This window comes from Methanosarcina vacuolata Z-761 (genome assembly GCF_000969905.1).
Taxonomy (GTDB): domain Archaea; phylum Halobacteriota; class Methanosarcinia; order Methanosarcinales; family Methanosarcinaceae; genus Methanosarcina; species Methanosarcina vacuolata.
This window is the reverse complement of sequence record NZ_CP009520.1, coordinates 3,543,719-3,558,627: the sequence shown is the minus strand read 5'-3', so window position 1 is coordinate 3,558,627 and position 14,909 is coordinate 3,543,719. Positions and strand designations below refer to the sequence as shown.

Genomic DNA, 14,909 nt, shown 5'->3' with positions numbered 1-14,909 from the left:
TACATTTAGTCGATTGACATTATTATGTCGCCAGGAGATACAGTATCTCCTTCGGAAACAAAAATCTCTCTTACAGTGCCTGAATGGGAAGCATGAACAGCATTTTCCATTTTCATAGCTTCGATGACAGCGATTGTATCGCCTTCCTCTACAGTGTCTTCGACCTTGACCTTAAGAGAGAGGACCATGCCCTGCATTGAGACGCTCACCGCTCCTTTAACAGCCTTAGCACTCGGCTTTTTGGGAGAAGCCTCAGATATGGAAACTTCCCCGCCAAGAGGTTCAATCCTAACTTCATATATTTCTTCATCCACTTCTACCTTGAAGTGGGTCGGGACTTTATATTCCTGCTGTACTTCAGGGGCAGGGGCAACTACTGCAAGAGCTTCTTCTTCCATTTCTCCCTTCAGAAACTTGGGGGCGATAGCCGGATAGAGAATATAGGTAAGTATGTCTTCTTCAGATTTAGCAATACCCATTTCTTCGGCTTCTTTCTTCCTTTTCTCGTATTCAGGCTTAAGGAGATCGGCAGGACGGCAGTGAATAGGTTCCTCGTCCCCGATTATCTTGCCTATTATTTCCGGGCTTATGGGAGCAGGAGGGCGCCCGTATAGGCCGCGCACATAATCCTTAACTTCTTTTGGAATAACCTTGTAGCGTTCGCCCATGAGCACGTTAAGAACCGACTGGGTGCCCACGATCTGGCTTGTAGGGGTGACAAGAGGCGGATATCCAAGCTCCTTTCTAACTCTGGGCATTTCACTAAGTACGGCATCATATTTGTCAAGAGCGTTCTGTTCTTTTAGTTGAGATACAAGGTTAGAGAGCATTCCGCCAGGGATCTGGTAGATGAGCACGTTAGTATCGATCTGTTCGGAAATAGGGTCAAGTATGCCCCGGTATTTCTCTTTTAATACTTTGAAATATTTTACGGCTTCTTCAAAAGCAGTCAGGTCCAGCCCGGTATCGTAAGGAGTACCTTTGAGGGCGGCTACGACTGTTTCGGTTGGAGGCTGAGAAGTTCCCCAGGCCAGGGGAGAAAGTGCAGTGTCCAGAATATCGACTCCTGCTTCACAGGCTGCCATATAGCTCATTGGAGCCATTCCAGAAGTGCAGTGGCAGTGCAGAGAAATTGGAATGGAGATTTCTTTTTTCATGGCACTGATTATATGTGTGGCGTCATTTGGGGAAAGAAGGCCTGCCATATCTTTGATACAGATGGAATCGCACTCCAGTCCTTCAAGTTGTTTTGCAAGTTCAACATATTTCTCAACGGTATGTACCGGACTTATGGTGTAGCAGACTGTACCCTGTACGTGCGCACCAAGACCTTTTGCCACTTTGATAGAGAATTCCATGTTCCGGACATCATTGACAGCATCAAAAATCCGGAAGATGTCAATTCCGTTCTGGTAGGATTTTGTAACGAATTTCTTGACTACGTCATCCGAATAGTGCCTGTACCCTACAAGGTTCTGGCCTCTGAGCAACATCTGAGCGTATGTGTCTTTCATTTCTTTTTTGATATCCCTCAGGCGCTGCCAGGGATCTTCATTAAGGTAGCGGATACAGCTGTCAAAGGTGGCGCCTCCCCACATTTCAAGGGAGAAATACCCTATCTGGTCCAGTTGTTCAACCACTTCGAGCATATCTCTTGTCCGCATTCTGGTTGCCAGGAGAGATTGATGTGCATCCCGGAGGATGGTTTCGGTAATTTTTACACTCATGGATGAACCTCTTAAAGTCGAATCAAAATAACCGGATTTAATATTCTTGATAGTATACTTTGAACGATTATTTTCGGGGTTTCTTTTGATATTCCGGAATTATCCGGGTTAAGATTTTGATCCGTTTGAGTAAAATGTATAAGTCCTCAGGTTGTGGTTTTGATGTGATTTTCTGCGGTTTTGCCGGAAAGAGGGATTTCCGGTCATATTTAACCGACTTTTAACCGACTTTCCAGAACCGCAACCAGAGGATATTAATTTTACAGATGTGAACGCAGTACTTAATCGATCTGCGTTGATAAGAATTCTTTAATATACAATTGTTAACAAGTATATACTTTTCGCCTGTTAACATTAAGGGTATAGCTTTTAAAAAGTTCCAGGTTCATGGTACAAATTAAAAGCCATTTCATAAATTAAAAATTAGAAATTAGAAAACTAAAGTTTTTTGAAAGTCGAAAAAAATATACTTGTCTGAACCGGAAAATAGCAATTTCCTTGAGTTTGCAGCTTCCAGGTTAAGCTTTTTGTTTTCTTCCAACCAGTAAAATTTTCTATACTGTTCACCATCATATTTATTATATAGTTATAAGACTGATAGATAGAGGGAAGTTCACCGCTAGAAAAAAATTCGATATTTAGAGCCATGAAAAATTGTGCTATGTGTCTATAGATTAACATGGTGGGCTACTATTTAGTATTTTCTGTTATATTTATCTCATAAAGTTCTCGTTTTTCTTTTAAATAAATATTGGCTTGTGGGCGAGGCAACTTCATCGCACATTTGAAATCCGTGTCATTTCAGCTTCACACGGAAACCCCGCTTATTGTGGAACTTCAAAACCGAAAAGAAAAAGTTAAAACGGTTACTATACATACTTGAATAGAAAATCCTGAAAACAGTAAGATAAAGGGCTAACCGAAATTCTCTTGGAAATATAAACTGAGCACAACTTCAAGGCTACAAAATGATTGAAAACGACTTAAACTGGATCACTAATTTCATCTGGGGAATTGCAGACGATGTGCTGCGAGATCTCTATGTCCGTGGTAAGTACCGTGATGTAATCCTACCTATGACTGTTCTGAGACGTTTGGATGCGGTGCTTGAACCTACAAAACAATCTGTTCTCGATATGAAATCACTTCTCGATGGGGCAGACATCAAAAACCAGGACCAGCCATTACGCGAGGCTGCAGGGCAGGCTTTCTATAACACATCGAAATTCACCCTGAGGGATCTGCGTTCCAGAGCAAGCCAGCAGCAGCTAAAGGCCGACTTTGAAGCTTACCTTGACGGTTTTTCTCCTAACGTCCAGGATATTCTTGACAATTTTGAGTTCAGAAACCAGATTCCACGTCTTTCCAAGGCTGATGTGCTCGGCAAGTTAATCGAAAAGTTTCTTGACCCGTCGATAAACTTGAGTCCAGATCCGGTTATGAATGGCGACGACTCAGTGAAATATCCTGGTCTTGACAACCACGGTATGGGTACGATCTTTGAAGAGCTTTTAAGGCGTTTCAATGAGGAAAATAACGAGGAGGCCGGCGAGCACTGGACTCCACGCGATGCTGTAAAGCTTATGGCAAGGCTGATCTTCCTTCCTGTGGCCGACCGGATTGAATCAGGAACATACCTGCTTTACGACGGGGCATGTGGAACCGGCGGTATGCTGACCGTGGCTGAAGAAGAACTGAAACAGCTCGCAGAAGAACACGAAAAACAGGTTGCAACACATCTGTATGGCCAGGAGATCAACGCCGAAACCTATGCTATTGCTAAGGCTGATTTTCTGCTCAAGGGCGAAGGCGACGCAGCAGACAACCTTGTTGGAGGACCTGAGTATTCGACCCTATCCAACGATGCTTTTCCGGCCCGCGAGTTCGACTTTATGCTTTCAAACCCGCCCTATGGTAAGAGCTGGAAGAGCGACCTTGAAAGGATGGGTGGAAAAGATGGCATTAAAGACCTGCGGTTTGTTATAGAACATGCAGACGATCCAGAATATTCGTTACTCACACGTTCTAGTGACGGGCAGATGCTATTTCTGGTCAACATGCTTTCGAAAATGAAACATGATACTAGACTCGGAAGCCGAATCGCTGAAGTTCACAATGGTTCTTCACTTTTTACTGGCGATGCAGGCCAGGGTGAGAGTAACATTCGCAGGTGGATCATTGAAAATGACTGGCTGGAAGCGATTGTCGCCTTGCCTCTGAATATGTTCTATAACACCGGCATTGCGACCTATATATGGGTTCTAACAAACCGCAAGCCAGAACACAGACAGGGTAAAGTTCAGCTTATCGATGCAACGCAGTTGTACGTATCTCTTCGCAAGAACCTGGGCAAGAAAAACTGTGAGCTGTCTGATGAGGATGTCCAGAAGATCTGTGATACCTTTCTCGCTTTTGAAGAATCCGAGCAATCTAAAATTTTCCCAAATGCTGCTTTTGGGTACTGGAAAGTGACAGTCGAAAGGCCATTACGTCTTGCTATTGATCTGACACTAGATGCGACCGCCAACTTCAGAAAGACCTGTATAGAGGTCGGGGAAGAGCATCTTGCCACACTTATCGATATGGCTGCAGTTCAGCTTGGTCCAGGTCCACATAATGATTTCAATACTTTCCTCTCTTCTGTCGAGACCCTGGCGAGCAAGGCCGGAGTCAAACTCACATCCAAACGGCTCAAAATTCTACAGAACAGCCTTGCCAGGAAAGACGAGCTGGCTGTACCTGTTATCAAAAAGGTGTATAAACCCGGAAAAGCTGAGGCTGACCCTCTGCATGGTCGTTTTGAGGCAACTGTGAACGGCAAGCTCTGTGTGGTAGAATATGAGCCTGATACAGAACTTCGCGATACTGAACAGGTGCCGTTGCTGGAGGAAGGAGGCATAGAGGCTTTTATCCAGCGCGAGGTACTCCCATATGCTGCGGATGCCTGGATCGAAGAGAGCAGCATAAAAACCGGGTATGAGATCAGTTTTACCCGTTACTTCTACAAGCCTCAGCCGTTGCGTTCTCTTGAGGAAATCCGTGCAGATATTCTAGCGCTTGAGAAAGAGACCGATGGGCTGCTGGATGAAATCATAGGGAGAGATAGTAGATGAGAGAAATAAGAGGAGATGCCAAAACAGTCCGCAGTCTGCTCAAGGGAGTAAAGTACTCTATCGACTATTACCAGCGGGAGTACAATTGGCGTGAAAAGAATATACAAGAATTGGTTGCTGACTTGAGCGGGAAGTTCCTTGAAGAATATCAGCCAGATCACCCACGCGACAAAGTCGCTGAATACCCACACTACTTTCTTGGTTCAATTATTATCAGCAAGAAGGACAATCTCAATTACATCGTTGATGGTCAGCAACGCCTTACTAGCCTCACATTGCTACTCATCCTGTTGCGTAATCTACAAAATGGCCGTAAAGACCAAGTTAATGTAGATGAGATGATAGTTTCCGAGAAATTCGGCCAAAAATCTTTCAATATTTATGTTGAAGATCGGACAGCTTGCATGGAAGCTCTATACGAAGGACAGCCCTTTGACGTCACTGACTGCACAGAGTCAGTGCAGAATCTTTATCAGCGCTATCAAGATCTTGAGGCTTGCTTCCCCGAAGAGTTGTGTGATAATGCGTTGCCGTACTTCATAGACTGGTTGCTGGAAAACGTGCATCTTGTTGAGATAACTGCTTACTCCGACGATGATGCTTATACAATTTTTGAGACAATGAATGACCGCGGCCTGTCTCTCAGTAATACGGAAATGCTCAAGGGATACCTGTTGGCTAACATCGATAATACATCCAAACGTATTTCTGCCAACGACCGTTGGCGTGAAAGAATCCGCGAGCTAAACGAAGCAGGCAAGGATGTAGAATCGGACTGTTTTAAAGCCTGGCTGCGTAGCCAGTACGCTACCAAGATTCGTGAACGCAAGAAAGGTGCAAAGTCCGAAGACTTCGACCGCATAGGCACTGAGTTTCATCGCTGGCTGCATGATGCAAGAGAATCAATTGGGCTCAAGCAAAGCTCTGATTTTTATCGATTCATAGAAATAGATTTTGGTTTTTACAGCCGTCAATACCTGCGTCTCTTAGAGGCATCACACAAGTCAGTTGATGGACTGGAGTGCGTTCTCTATAATGCCCAGAATGGATTCACACTACAATATATGCTGTTACTTGCTCCACTTCGTCCCAGTGACAAAGACGAAGTTGTGAGAAGAAAGCTACGTATTGTAAGTCGCTTCTTAGATATTCTGCTCACTTGGCGCTTGTGGAACTTCCGAAGCATTGCTTATTCCACCATGCAGTATTCTATGTTCCTCATCATGCGTGATATACGTGGGTTGGACCCTGAACCGCTGGCATGCAAGCTCTATGAAATCCTGTGCAAAGAGAAAGAAACTTTTGAGAGCAATACTTCTTTACGTGTTCATCAGCAGAATCGTCGTTCTCTGCACCGTGTTTTAGCCCGCCTGACTGACTATGTGGAAATACAGTCCGGAAAAACCTCGCGTTACATTGAGTATGTTAAAGAAGGAAAGGAACGCTATGAAATAGAACACATATGGGCTGACCATCACGAGAGGCATATTGATGAGTTCAGCCAGTACGCTGATTTCGCCGAGTACCGCAACCGCATAGGTGGGCTGTTACTTCTACCTAAGAGTTTTAACGCCAGTTATGGTGACTTAGCTTATGAGGAAAAACTGCCACATTATAACACCCAAGAATTAAACCTTCTCGCTCGCTCTTTGCATCCTCAGTGCTATGATCATAATTCAGGTTTCCTGCGTTTTGTGCAAGATAGCGGCTTGCCGTTTAAGGCACATGTGCAGTTCAAGAAAAAAGATCTTGATGAACGTGGAGCGCTTTACCTTCAACTCGCCAAGCGCATCTGGACTCCAGAAGATCTTCTACGGGAAGTGGATAAATGATCCACGCCCTCAAACCCTATCCAGCATACAAAGATTCAGGCATACCTTGGATAGGAGATGTGCCGGAGCATTGGAAACAACTGCCTGGACGTGCATGCTTTACTGAAAAGAAAGTGCCTAATATCGGGCTTCTAGAAAAAACAGTACTTTCCCTCAGCTATGGACAGATAGTTATCAAACCTCCTGAGAAGTTGCATGGTCTAGTTCCTGAATCATTTGAGACATATCAAATTATTGAGCCAAATGATATCATAATCCGATCGACTGATCTTCAAAACGATCAAAACAGCCTGAGGTTTGGTTTTGCTAAGACGAAAGGCATAATCACTTCTGCATATATGTGTTTTCAAACACAGAAGCTTCTAATACCGGAGTATGGTCATCTCCTTCTTCACACTTATGACCTGATGAAAATTTTCTATGGACGTGGTTCTGGGCTTCGTCAAAATCTTGATTGGCGTGATTTCAAGTATCTTCCATGCCCGGTTCCTCCTCTCTCCGAACAATCCGCCATCGTCCGGTATCTAGATCACATAGACCGACGCATTCGGCACTATATCCTTGCAAAAAAGAAATTAATCAAGCTGCTGGAGGAGCAGAAGCAGGCAATTATCCATCAAGCTGTCACCCGTGGGCTTGATCCCAATGTTAAGCTCAAGCCTTCGGGGATAGAGTGGTTAGGGGAGATACCAGAGCATTGGGAAGTAAAACCAGCCAAGTGGTATTATCGAGAAGTTGACGAGCGTTCTTCTACGGGCTCTGAAGAATTGCTTTCCGTCTCACATATTACAGGTGTTACACCAAGATCTGAAAAGAACATAACGATGTTTATGGCCGAGTCTTATGTGGGTCATAAGCTTTGTAGAGAAGGCGATCTTGTTATTAACACTATGTGGGCTTGGATGGCGGCACTTGGTATTGCACGACAGACTGGTATCGTAAGCCCTTCCTATGCAGTTTACAGGCCTATTCAAAAAGATGCATTTCTTCCTCAGTTCATAGACTTATTGTTGCGAATAAAGCCTTATGTAGCTGAGTATGTTTGTCGTTCAACTGGTATCCGTTCTTCACGCCTCCGCTTGTATCCCGAACAATTCCTTAGCATACCTATTATTCGGCCTCCAATTGTTGAACAGCAAGCGATTCTTGATAAAATTTACAATGCAACTAGTGAACTAGAACATGCAATTCATGCGTATAACCAAGGAATTTCTCTTTTACGTGAATACCGCACCCGCCTGATAGCTGACGTTGTAACTGGCAAACTAGACGTGAGAGAGGCAGCGGCGAATCTACCTGAAGAAACCGATGAAACAGAAGTTCTCGAAGACGAATTTGCCGGAGACGAAGAAACGGCTGAAGAAGAGCTTGAAAGTGAGCCAGAGGAAGAATAAACATGCCAACCGATACCACTGAAAAAGGTCTCGAAACCCTTATTGTTGAAGCGATGGCCGGAAAGCCGGCAACTTCTCAGGCACAGACAGACATAGGCAGAGAACCATGCGCTCTTTACGGTGGTACCGGCTGGATACTCGGGCGATGGCAGGATTATAACCGCGAGTACTCTGTGGATCTTGTCCAACTGACTGCTTTCCTGAAATCAACACAGCCCGAACTGGCAGAATCCCTTGACCTCGGGAACTCCAGCCCAACACGACAGAAATTCCTCTTCCGCTTGCAGGGGGAAATCACTAAGCGAGGCGTAATCGACGTTCTGCGCAAAGGCATAAAGCACGGGCCTCACAATATAGATCTCTTCTACGGAACTCCCACGCCCGGAAACACAAAAGCCGAAGTGAACAATGCTCTGAACCGCTTCAGCGTAACCAGACAGCTCAGGTACAGCCGGGATGAAACAAAACTTGCCCTCGACCTTGCGCTTTTCATCAACGGGCTGCCTATAGCCACTTTTGAACTCAAAAACAGCCTCACGAAGCAGACAGTAGAAGACGCAGTGGAACAGTACAAACGAGATCGTGATGCAAAAGAGCTTATTTTCCAGTTCGGGCGTTGTATGGTTCATTTTGCTGTGGATGACCAGGAGGTAAAGTTCTGCACACAACTGAGCGGCAAAAGCTCCTGGTTCCTTCCCTTCAACCAGGGCTACAATGACGGTGCAGGCAACCCTCCAAATCCAAATGGTATCAAGACCGATTACCTGTGGAAGCGCATTCTCACGCCAAAAAGCCTTACCAATATCCTTGAAAATTACGCGCAGGTAGTGGAGTATAAAAACGCGAAAACAAAAAAAATCGAAAAGGTAGTGCAGATTTTTCCTCGATATCACCAGCTCGATGTAGTCAGGAAACTTCTTGCTCATGCAGGTCAACACGGAGCAGGCAATCGATATCTTATCCAGCACTCGGCTGGCAGTGGCAAAAGCAATTCCATTGCGTGGCTCGCACATCAGCTTATTGGCCTCAAAAAAGATGACAAAGAAATCTTCGACTCTATTATTGTCATCACTGACCGGCGTGTTCTCGATAAGCAGATCCGCGATACAATCAGGCAGTTTGCTCAGGTAAGCTCAACAGTAGGGCACGCCGACCACTCAGGCGACCTCAGGAAGTTCATTGAAGGCGGAAAAAAGATAATCATCTCCACGGTCCAGAAATTTCCGTTCATCCTCGATGAAATTGGAACGGATCACCGTGGTCGTAAATTCGCAATCATAATTGATGAAGCTCACTCCAGCCAGGGAGGGCGCACATCGGCAGCAATGAACGAAGCCCTTTTTGATCCCGAAGATACCATAAACGATGCACTGGAAAAACGAATGGAGGCCCGCAAAATGCTTCCAAATGCCAGCTACTTTGCGTTTACTGCAACTCCTAAGAACAAAACCCTGGAACTCTTCGGGGAACCTTATCAAGAAGATGAACAGGTTAAACACCGGCCTTTCCATACCTACAGCATGAAACAGGCGATTCAGGAAGAATTCATCCTGGACGTTCTCAGTTATTATACTCCTGTTAACAGTTACTACAAACTTATCAAAACTGTGGAAAACGATCCGGAATTCGATACCAAGCAAGCGAAGAAGAAACTCCGCAAGTATGTTGAAGGTCATAACTACGCTATCCAGCTCAAAGCTGAGATCATGGTTGATCATTTTCAGGAGCAAGTGATCGCGCTTAAAAAAATTGGCGGGCAGGCAAGGGCGATGGTGGTTACGGACGGGGTAGAACGCGCAATTCAGTACTATTATGCTATCCACGACTATCTCATCGAGAGGAAAAGCCAGTATCAGGCAATTGTCGCTTTTTCAGGAGAGCGCAAATATGGTGGTGTAAAAGTTACCGAGGCCTTGATCAACGATTTCCCATCAAATAAGATCGAAGAAAAGATCAAAGAAGACCCTTACAGGTTCCTAATCTGTGCCGATAAATTCCAGACCGGCTATGACGAGCCGCTCCTGCATACGATGTACGTGGACAAGGTACTATCTGATATCAAGGCTGTTCAGACACTCTCAAGGCTTAACCGGGCACACCCTCAGAAGCATGACGTTTTTGTTCTGGACTTCATGAATACCACTGATACAATCCAGGCTGCTTTCTCAAATTACTACCGTACTACAATTCTGAGTGACGAGACTGACCCCAACAAGCTCCATGACCTGAAGGCCGACCTTGATAACTACCAGGTCTATGCGCCTAAGGATATAGAGCAGTTAGTTGAACTTTATCTCAATGGCTCTGACCGCGATAAACTCGATCCCATTCTTGACGTATGTGTAGCCGTTTATAAAGAACAGCTTGATGAAGACGGACAGGTTGATTTCAAAGGCAAAGCAAAAGCTTTCAACCGTACCTATGGTTTCCTTGCATCGATTCTTCCATATACAGATGCCGAATGGGAAAAGCTCTCAATATTCCTTAACTTCCTGGTACCCAAACTGCCAGCCCCTATCGAAGAAGATCTCTCGAAAGGCATTCTCGAAGCCATAGATATGGACAGTTACAGAGTTGAAAAACAGGCTGTGGTAAAAATCCAGCTTCCGGATTCAGATGCCGAAATCGAGCCTGTGCCTGCAAGCAGTGGTGGGTTCAAATCTGAACCTGAATTAGACCGGCTCAGTAATATCATCAAGAGTTTTAACGACCAGTTTGGCGGCATCCACTGGACTGATTCCGATAGGATTATCCACCTGATAACTGAAGAACTTCCGGCAGCGGTACTGGCAGACACCGCTTACCAGAATGCCCGAAAAAACTCGGACAAACAAAACGCTCGCATTGAACTTGACAAGGCTGCTCAACGTGCAGCAATTGCACGCATGAGTATCGAGACTGAGTTCTTCAAGCAGTTTAGTGATAACGAATCTTTCCGCCGTGCCGTGCTGGACACACTATTTTCGCTGACCTGGGACGACAGCAAAAAAGAATGAAATGCAATATAACTGAGACGTCACAACGTCAATTTTCAGTATTAGTTGATTTAATATATCTCCTTGCTAATTATATATATGGGGTCAGATTTTATACTGCGGGAGAACTCGGGTATGACAGTCACACGGACTGAGCAGATACAATTCAAATCAGAGTCCATATCAGCTACGTGCCACGCTTCAAAAAACCTGTACAACGCAGCGAATTATCGGATCCAGCAGGAACTCAAACGTAGCCAGAAATGGATTAGGTACTCTGAGTTATGCTCAACGTTGAAAAACACAGATGAGTACAAACAGCTCCCTGCACAAACATCTCAGCAGATCTTAAAACTCCTCGATAAGAATTGGAAGTCTTTTTTCAGGGCCATCAAGGAATGGAAAAAGGATCATTCGAAGTTTCAGGGTGAGCCGAACCCACCAAAGTACAAGCCGAAAGACGGGGAGAACATTTTGGTCTTCACGAATCAGCAGTGCAAAATCAAAGATGGTGTCCTGAAATTCCCCGGAAAGATCGACCTGGAATTTAAAACAAGGCTGAAGGACGTAAAGCTGTGCCAGGTACGAATAATCCCGAGGCGGTTCAACTACGTCTGTGAGATCGTTTACGAGAAGGAAGTCACGCCCTGTGAGCTGGATTCCACGCGGGTAATCGGAATTGATTTAGGTGTATCTAACGTCGTAACTATCGGAAACAACTTCGGGGCAGACCCGATTGTCGTTAAGGGCGGCGTTGTGAAAAGCATGAACCAGTTCTACAATAAGGAGAAGGCAAGGGTCCAGAGCGTTTACGATAAGTCCGGTCTCAAATACGGCAAGAAGCTTGCTAAACTTGACTGGAAACGGAATAACAAGATCAAAGACTACTTCCATAAGTTGAGCAGGGACGTTATCGAGTATGCCAGATCAAACGAGGTCAAAACGATCGTGATCGGAAACAATCCCGACTGGAAACAGAAAATCAACCACGGGAAGCGAAATAACCAGAACTTCGTGAACATCCCGTTTGCCACGCTGATTCAGATGATCAAGTACAAGGCCGAAGAAGTCGGAATTGACGTCATAGTCAATGAGGAAAGTCATACCTCGAAATGCAGTTTCCTGGATAACGAACCTGTGAAACACCACGAGTCATACGTAGGAAAACGGATAAACAGAGGACAGTTCAGGTCTGCCAGCGGAACTATCATAAACGCAGATTTGAACGGGGCGCTCAATATAATCAAAAAGGCAATCCCGGAAGCTTTTGCAGACGGGATAGAGGATGTCGGGTTACATCCAAAAAGGCATGAAATACTGTCTTTCAAACAATCCAGTTCTAAAATAGCTCAGATGAACGAAAAGAGGGAATTTTTGCCCTGTTCCTGAGCTTGTTGTGACGGAACTAGGGTTAGACCTAAATTATCTGAAATTGTATATGGTAAAGCAAACGGGGTTCCTGAGCTTGTTGTGACGGAACTAGGGTTAGACCTGCCTTCGGGCACTGGTTGATAGTGGCCTGCACCTGAGTTCCTGAGCTTGTTGTGACGGAACTAGGGTTAGACCACTCAAAAAGGATGAATGGCCAGATCGCCAAGATCAATGTTCCTGAGCTTGTTGTGACGGAACTAGGGTTAGACCCAAAAATCTCAAGCGCGTCCCTATCATGTACGTTCATGTTCCTGAGCTTGTTGTGACGGAACTAGGGTTAGACCCCAAAAGAGACATCCGATAGCATTTCACAATGTAAGACAGGTTCCTGAGCTTGTTGTGACGGAACTAGGGTTAGACCCGTTTTTGAAAAAAGCATGACTGCGGGGGGCATAAGCACAAATGCCCCCTGTGCCTCTAGGTGTTGTTCCTGAGCTTGTTGTGACGGAACTAGGGTTAGACCCTGCCGCCATCGCGATAAGACCGGCCACGACCTGCAGGGTTCCTGAGCTTGTTGTGACGGAACTAGGGTTAGACCTTCAGGAACACAAGAACGCAAAGACCAGACTAAACGAGTTCCTGAGCTTGTTGTGACGGAACTAGGGTTAGACCCCCAGAAACGGACCATGAAATCGCTCGTTCAGATTGTTCCTGAGCTTGTTGTGACGGAACTAGGGTTAGACCCCAACGTGTCCGGACTCGCGAGCAACGTACTCGATGTTCCTGAGCTTGTTGTGACGGTCGGGTTAGACCTGCATGACGACTGTGACCCTTGCCCCGCCCACGGGGTCCTGAGCTTGTTGCGGCGGAATTCAGGCGACGCCCTGGGGGTAGCCCCCACGCCAAGTTGTGTTCGTCTCTGGCAAAAACAGACAAGATTTCAGGAGGGAGTCTGGGCCAACTGTTTACATTTGGAAAAAAGTCCGAGGAATTCTTAAACGCTAAATACTCACGAGATAATATAGGGGTGCAGTACATCGTCAATACTGCACTTCGCCCGCGTGCGTCCGTGCACTCGTGCTTAGTCACCTTGTTGGGTTTCGTCAACCCGTCGTTTCTATCGCTGCGTCTCGTCAACGCAGCAATCAGTCATTCACGGTGCCAACCCTGAATATAAGGCTGACACCGTGAAATTACGTCTGCTTTTGCCTCTAGCCCTGTTCTATCTTATAGCTTGTAGCCCGTTGAGCTTAGCAGGACATATTGACCAGACCCTGCTGAGATAAGAGTATTATGCGAGTGCGTCAGTAAGCGTTTATGTAAAAACTACTAGAGCCTGTGGAAAGTACCACCTCGTTTTGGTCGAGCGTGAACATATCCGGTAGTTCTGGCAAATTGAAAACATGCACAATATAAATCTTGACCGTCGTACATCCAATCCGAACGAGAAACAACAACGGAAGCCCTGGGGGTAGCTAGAACCGAATGACTTTTCGGACCGGCAGGGTGGTTCGCTTTTCTATGGACATCATTTCGCTAGTTAGACGCGCCCAAACGATACTGTTTTTACAGGCTGATTTGATTGTGCAGGCAACATGTTAAAAGCAGATTGGTATATAGTTAAGGTAAAGATTATATATCTATATAGTTAGGTTATCATCTTGGGACTTATACACTTGAGATCCCAAATCAAGTACGTAAGTCCCATCATAATAAATAGGATTTAGACAGTACAGCGTTTTCTGGATAAGTCTTATTTGTTTTGTTTGTTACACAATACGCTTACCTAACCTGTAAGGCTCACCTCCCTTCATTGCAACGAACCAACCGGGAGACAAAAAAACAATGTCAAAACTATCTATGCCCCCATGAGAATGCATGATAGAACAGTTGATCCGATCGGGACCACAGGGCGACAAGTCGCCTTTCCAGAGAAATCCGGCACGCACCGTTGATCCCTCAAATTCCCATGGTACATCATGATATTCCCCAGCTATTCCACCCTCAAAACCAGCGACAAACCATTTCGTTCCATCATAATCAAAGGACATAATTTATCACCAATATTCAATATACAGATCCCTAATGATATATATTCACATTATTATATATTTTAAGTATAACTCAACGGGTTGAACCTCAAAATAGTCTTTAGATTCCGACATTCTTCTCTGACATCATTTGATTCAGTCTCAGGATTTAATTAACATAGATAGAAAAAGATCTCCTAGGAAGCCTGCAGAAACACCCGTGACATGTCGGGGCTAGCGCGTCGCATACTGAAGAGTTCAAGAACTTATTGACGCTATCGTTTTAAACACAGTGTCAACAAGATCCGAGGGGAGCAACTTTGAAACGGTTCTGTGCATTGGCAGCGAATTGGTACAGGATAAAAAAGCCATCCTGTTCCAGGCTATGAGCTCACATGATGACGTTTTTACCATTGAGGCCGGGAGACAGGATGGTTGCCAAAAACTATTATGGCCAATTTAATATC

General features: G+C 45.2%; 6 protein-coding genes, 1 pseudogene and 1 CRISPR repeat array. Of the genes and pseudogenes, 5 read left to right on the top strand and 2 right to left on the bottom strand.

The genetic code is table 11. The features are described 5' to 3' along the window. Positions 1–5: 5 nt before the first annotated feature. Entirely contained in the window at positions 6–1,727 is a 1,722-nt protein-coding gene (gene oadA, locus MSVAZ_RS14645; protein ID WP_048122140.1) for a sodium-extruding oxaloacetate decarboxylase subunit alpha, read from the bottom strand. A gap of 968 nt (positions 1,728–2,695) precedes the next feature. Here oadA and MSVAZ_RS14635 point away from each other — a divergent pair. From MSVAZ_RS14635 to MSVAZ_RS14615, 5 genes and pseudogenes are all read left to right on the top strand, one after another. Beyond that, positions 2,696–4,840, top strand: coding sequence for a type I restriction-modification system subunit M (locus MSVAZ_RS14635; protein WP_048122136.1), 2,145 nt, complete (start codon positions 2,696–2,698; stop codon positions 4,838–4,840). After that, positions 4,837–6,672 carry a DUF262 domain-containing protein gene (locus MSVAZ_RS14630; protein ID WP_048122134.1) on the top strand — a complete coding sequence of 612 codons (1,836 nt, stop codon included), beginning with the start codon at positions 4,837–4,839 and terminating at the stop codon, positions 6,670–6,672. The genes MSVAZ_RS14635 and MSVAZ_RS14630 overlap by 4 nt, the downstream gene beginning before the upstream one ends. After that, the gene (locus tag MSVAZ_RS14625; protein ID WP_048122132.1) at positions 6,669–8,066 is read left to right on the top strand and encodes a restriction endonuclease subunit S; all 1,398 of its coding nucleotides are present in this window, start codon (positions 6,669–6,671) and stop codon (positions 8,064–8,066) included. Before MSVAZ_RS14630 ends, MSVAZ_RS14625 begins: the two co-directional genes overlap by 4 nt. A gap of 2 nt (positions 8,067–8,068) precedes the next feature. Continuing rightward, entirely contained in the window at positions 8,069–11,062 is a 2,994-nt protein-coding gene (locus MSVAZ_RS14620; protein ID WP_048122130.1) for a type I restriction endonuclease subunit R, read from the top strand. Positions 11,063–11,140: 78 nt separating this feature from the next. Further along, a pseudogene (locus tag MSVAZ_RS14615) lies at positions 11,141–12,232 on the top strand (RNA-guided endonuclease InsQ/TnpB family protein); the annotation flags it as partial. A 190-nt stretch (positions 12,233–12,422) separates the two neighbouring features. Further along, a CRISPR array of direct repeats spans positions 12,423–13,156; the repeat unit is 37 nt; unit sequence GTTCCTGAGCTTGTTGTGACGGAACTAGGGTTAGACC. Positions 13,157–14,181: 1,025 nt separating this feature from the next. Here the strand turns inward: MSVAZ_RS14615 and MSVAZ_RS20555 are convergent. Then, positions 14,182–14,361 (bottom strand): hypothetical protein, encoded by a 180-nt coding sequence (locus MSVAZ_RS20555; protein ID WP_157206104.1) that lies wholly within the window; start codon positions 14,359–14,361, stop codon positions 14,182–14,184. Positions 14,362–14,909: the final 548 nt, after the last annotated feature.

What these genes read in the sequence shown, in the direction of transcription:
- oadA (WP_048122140.1), bottom strand. Translation starts at nt 1,727, where the DNA reads ATGAGTGTAAAAATTACCGAAACCATCCTCCGGGATGCACATCAATCT.
- MSVAZ_RS14635 (WP_048122136.1), top strand. Translation starts at nt 2,696, where the DNA reads ATGATTGAAAACGACTTAAACTGGATCACTAATTTCATCTGGGGAATT.
- MSVAZ_RS14630 (WP_048122134.1), top strand. Translation starts at nt 4,837, where the DNA reads ATGAGAGAAATAAGAGGAGATGCCAAAACAGTCCGCAGTCTGCTCAAG.
- MSVAZ_RS14625 (WP_048122132.1), top strand. Translation starts at nt 6,669, where the DNA reads ATGATCCACGCCCTCAAACCCTATCCAGCATACAAAGATTCAGGCATA.
- MSVAZ_RS14620 (WP_048122130.1), top strand. Translation starts at nt 8,069, where the DNA reads ATGCCAACCGATACCACTGAAAAAGGTCTCGAAACCCTTATTGTTGAA.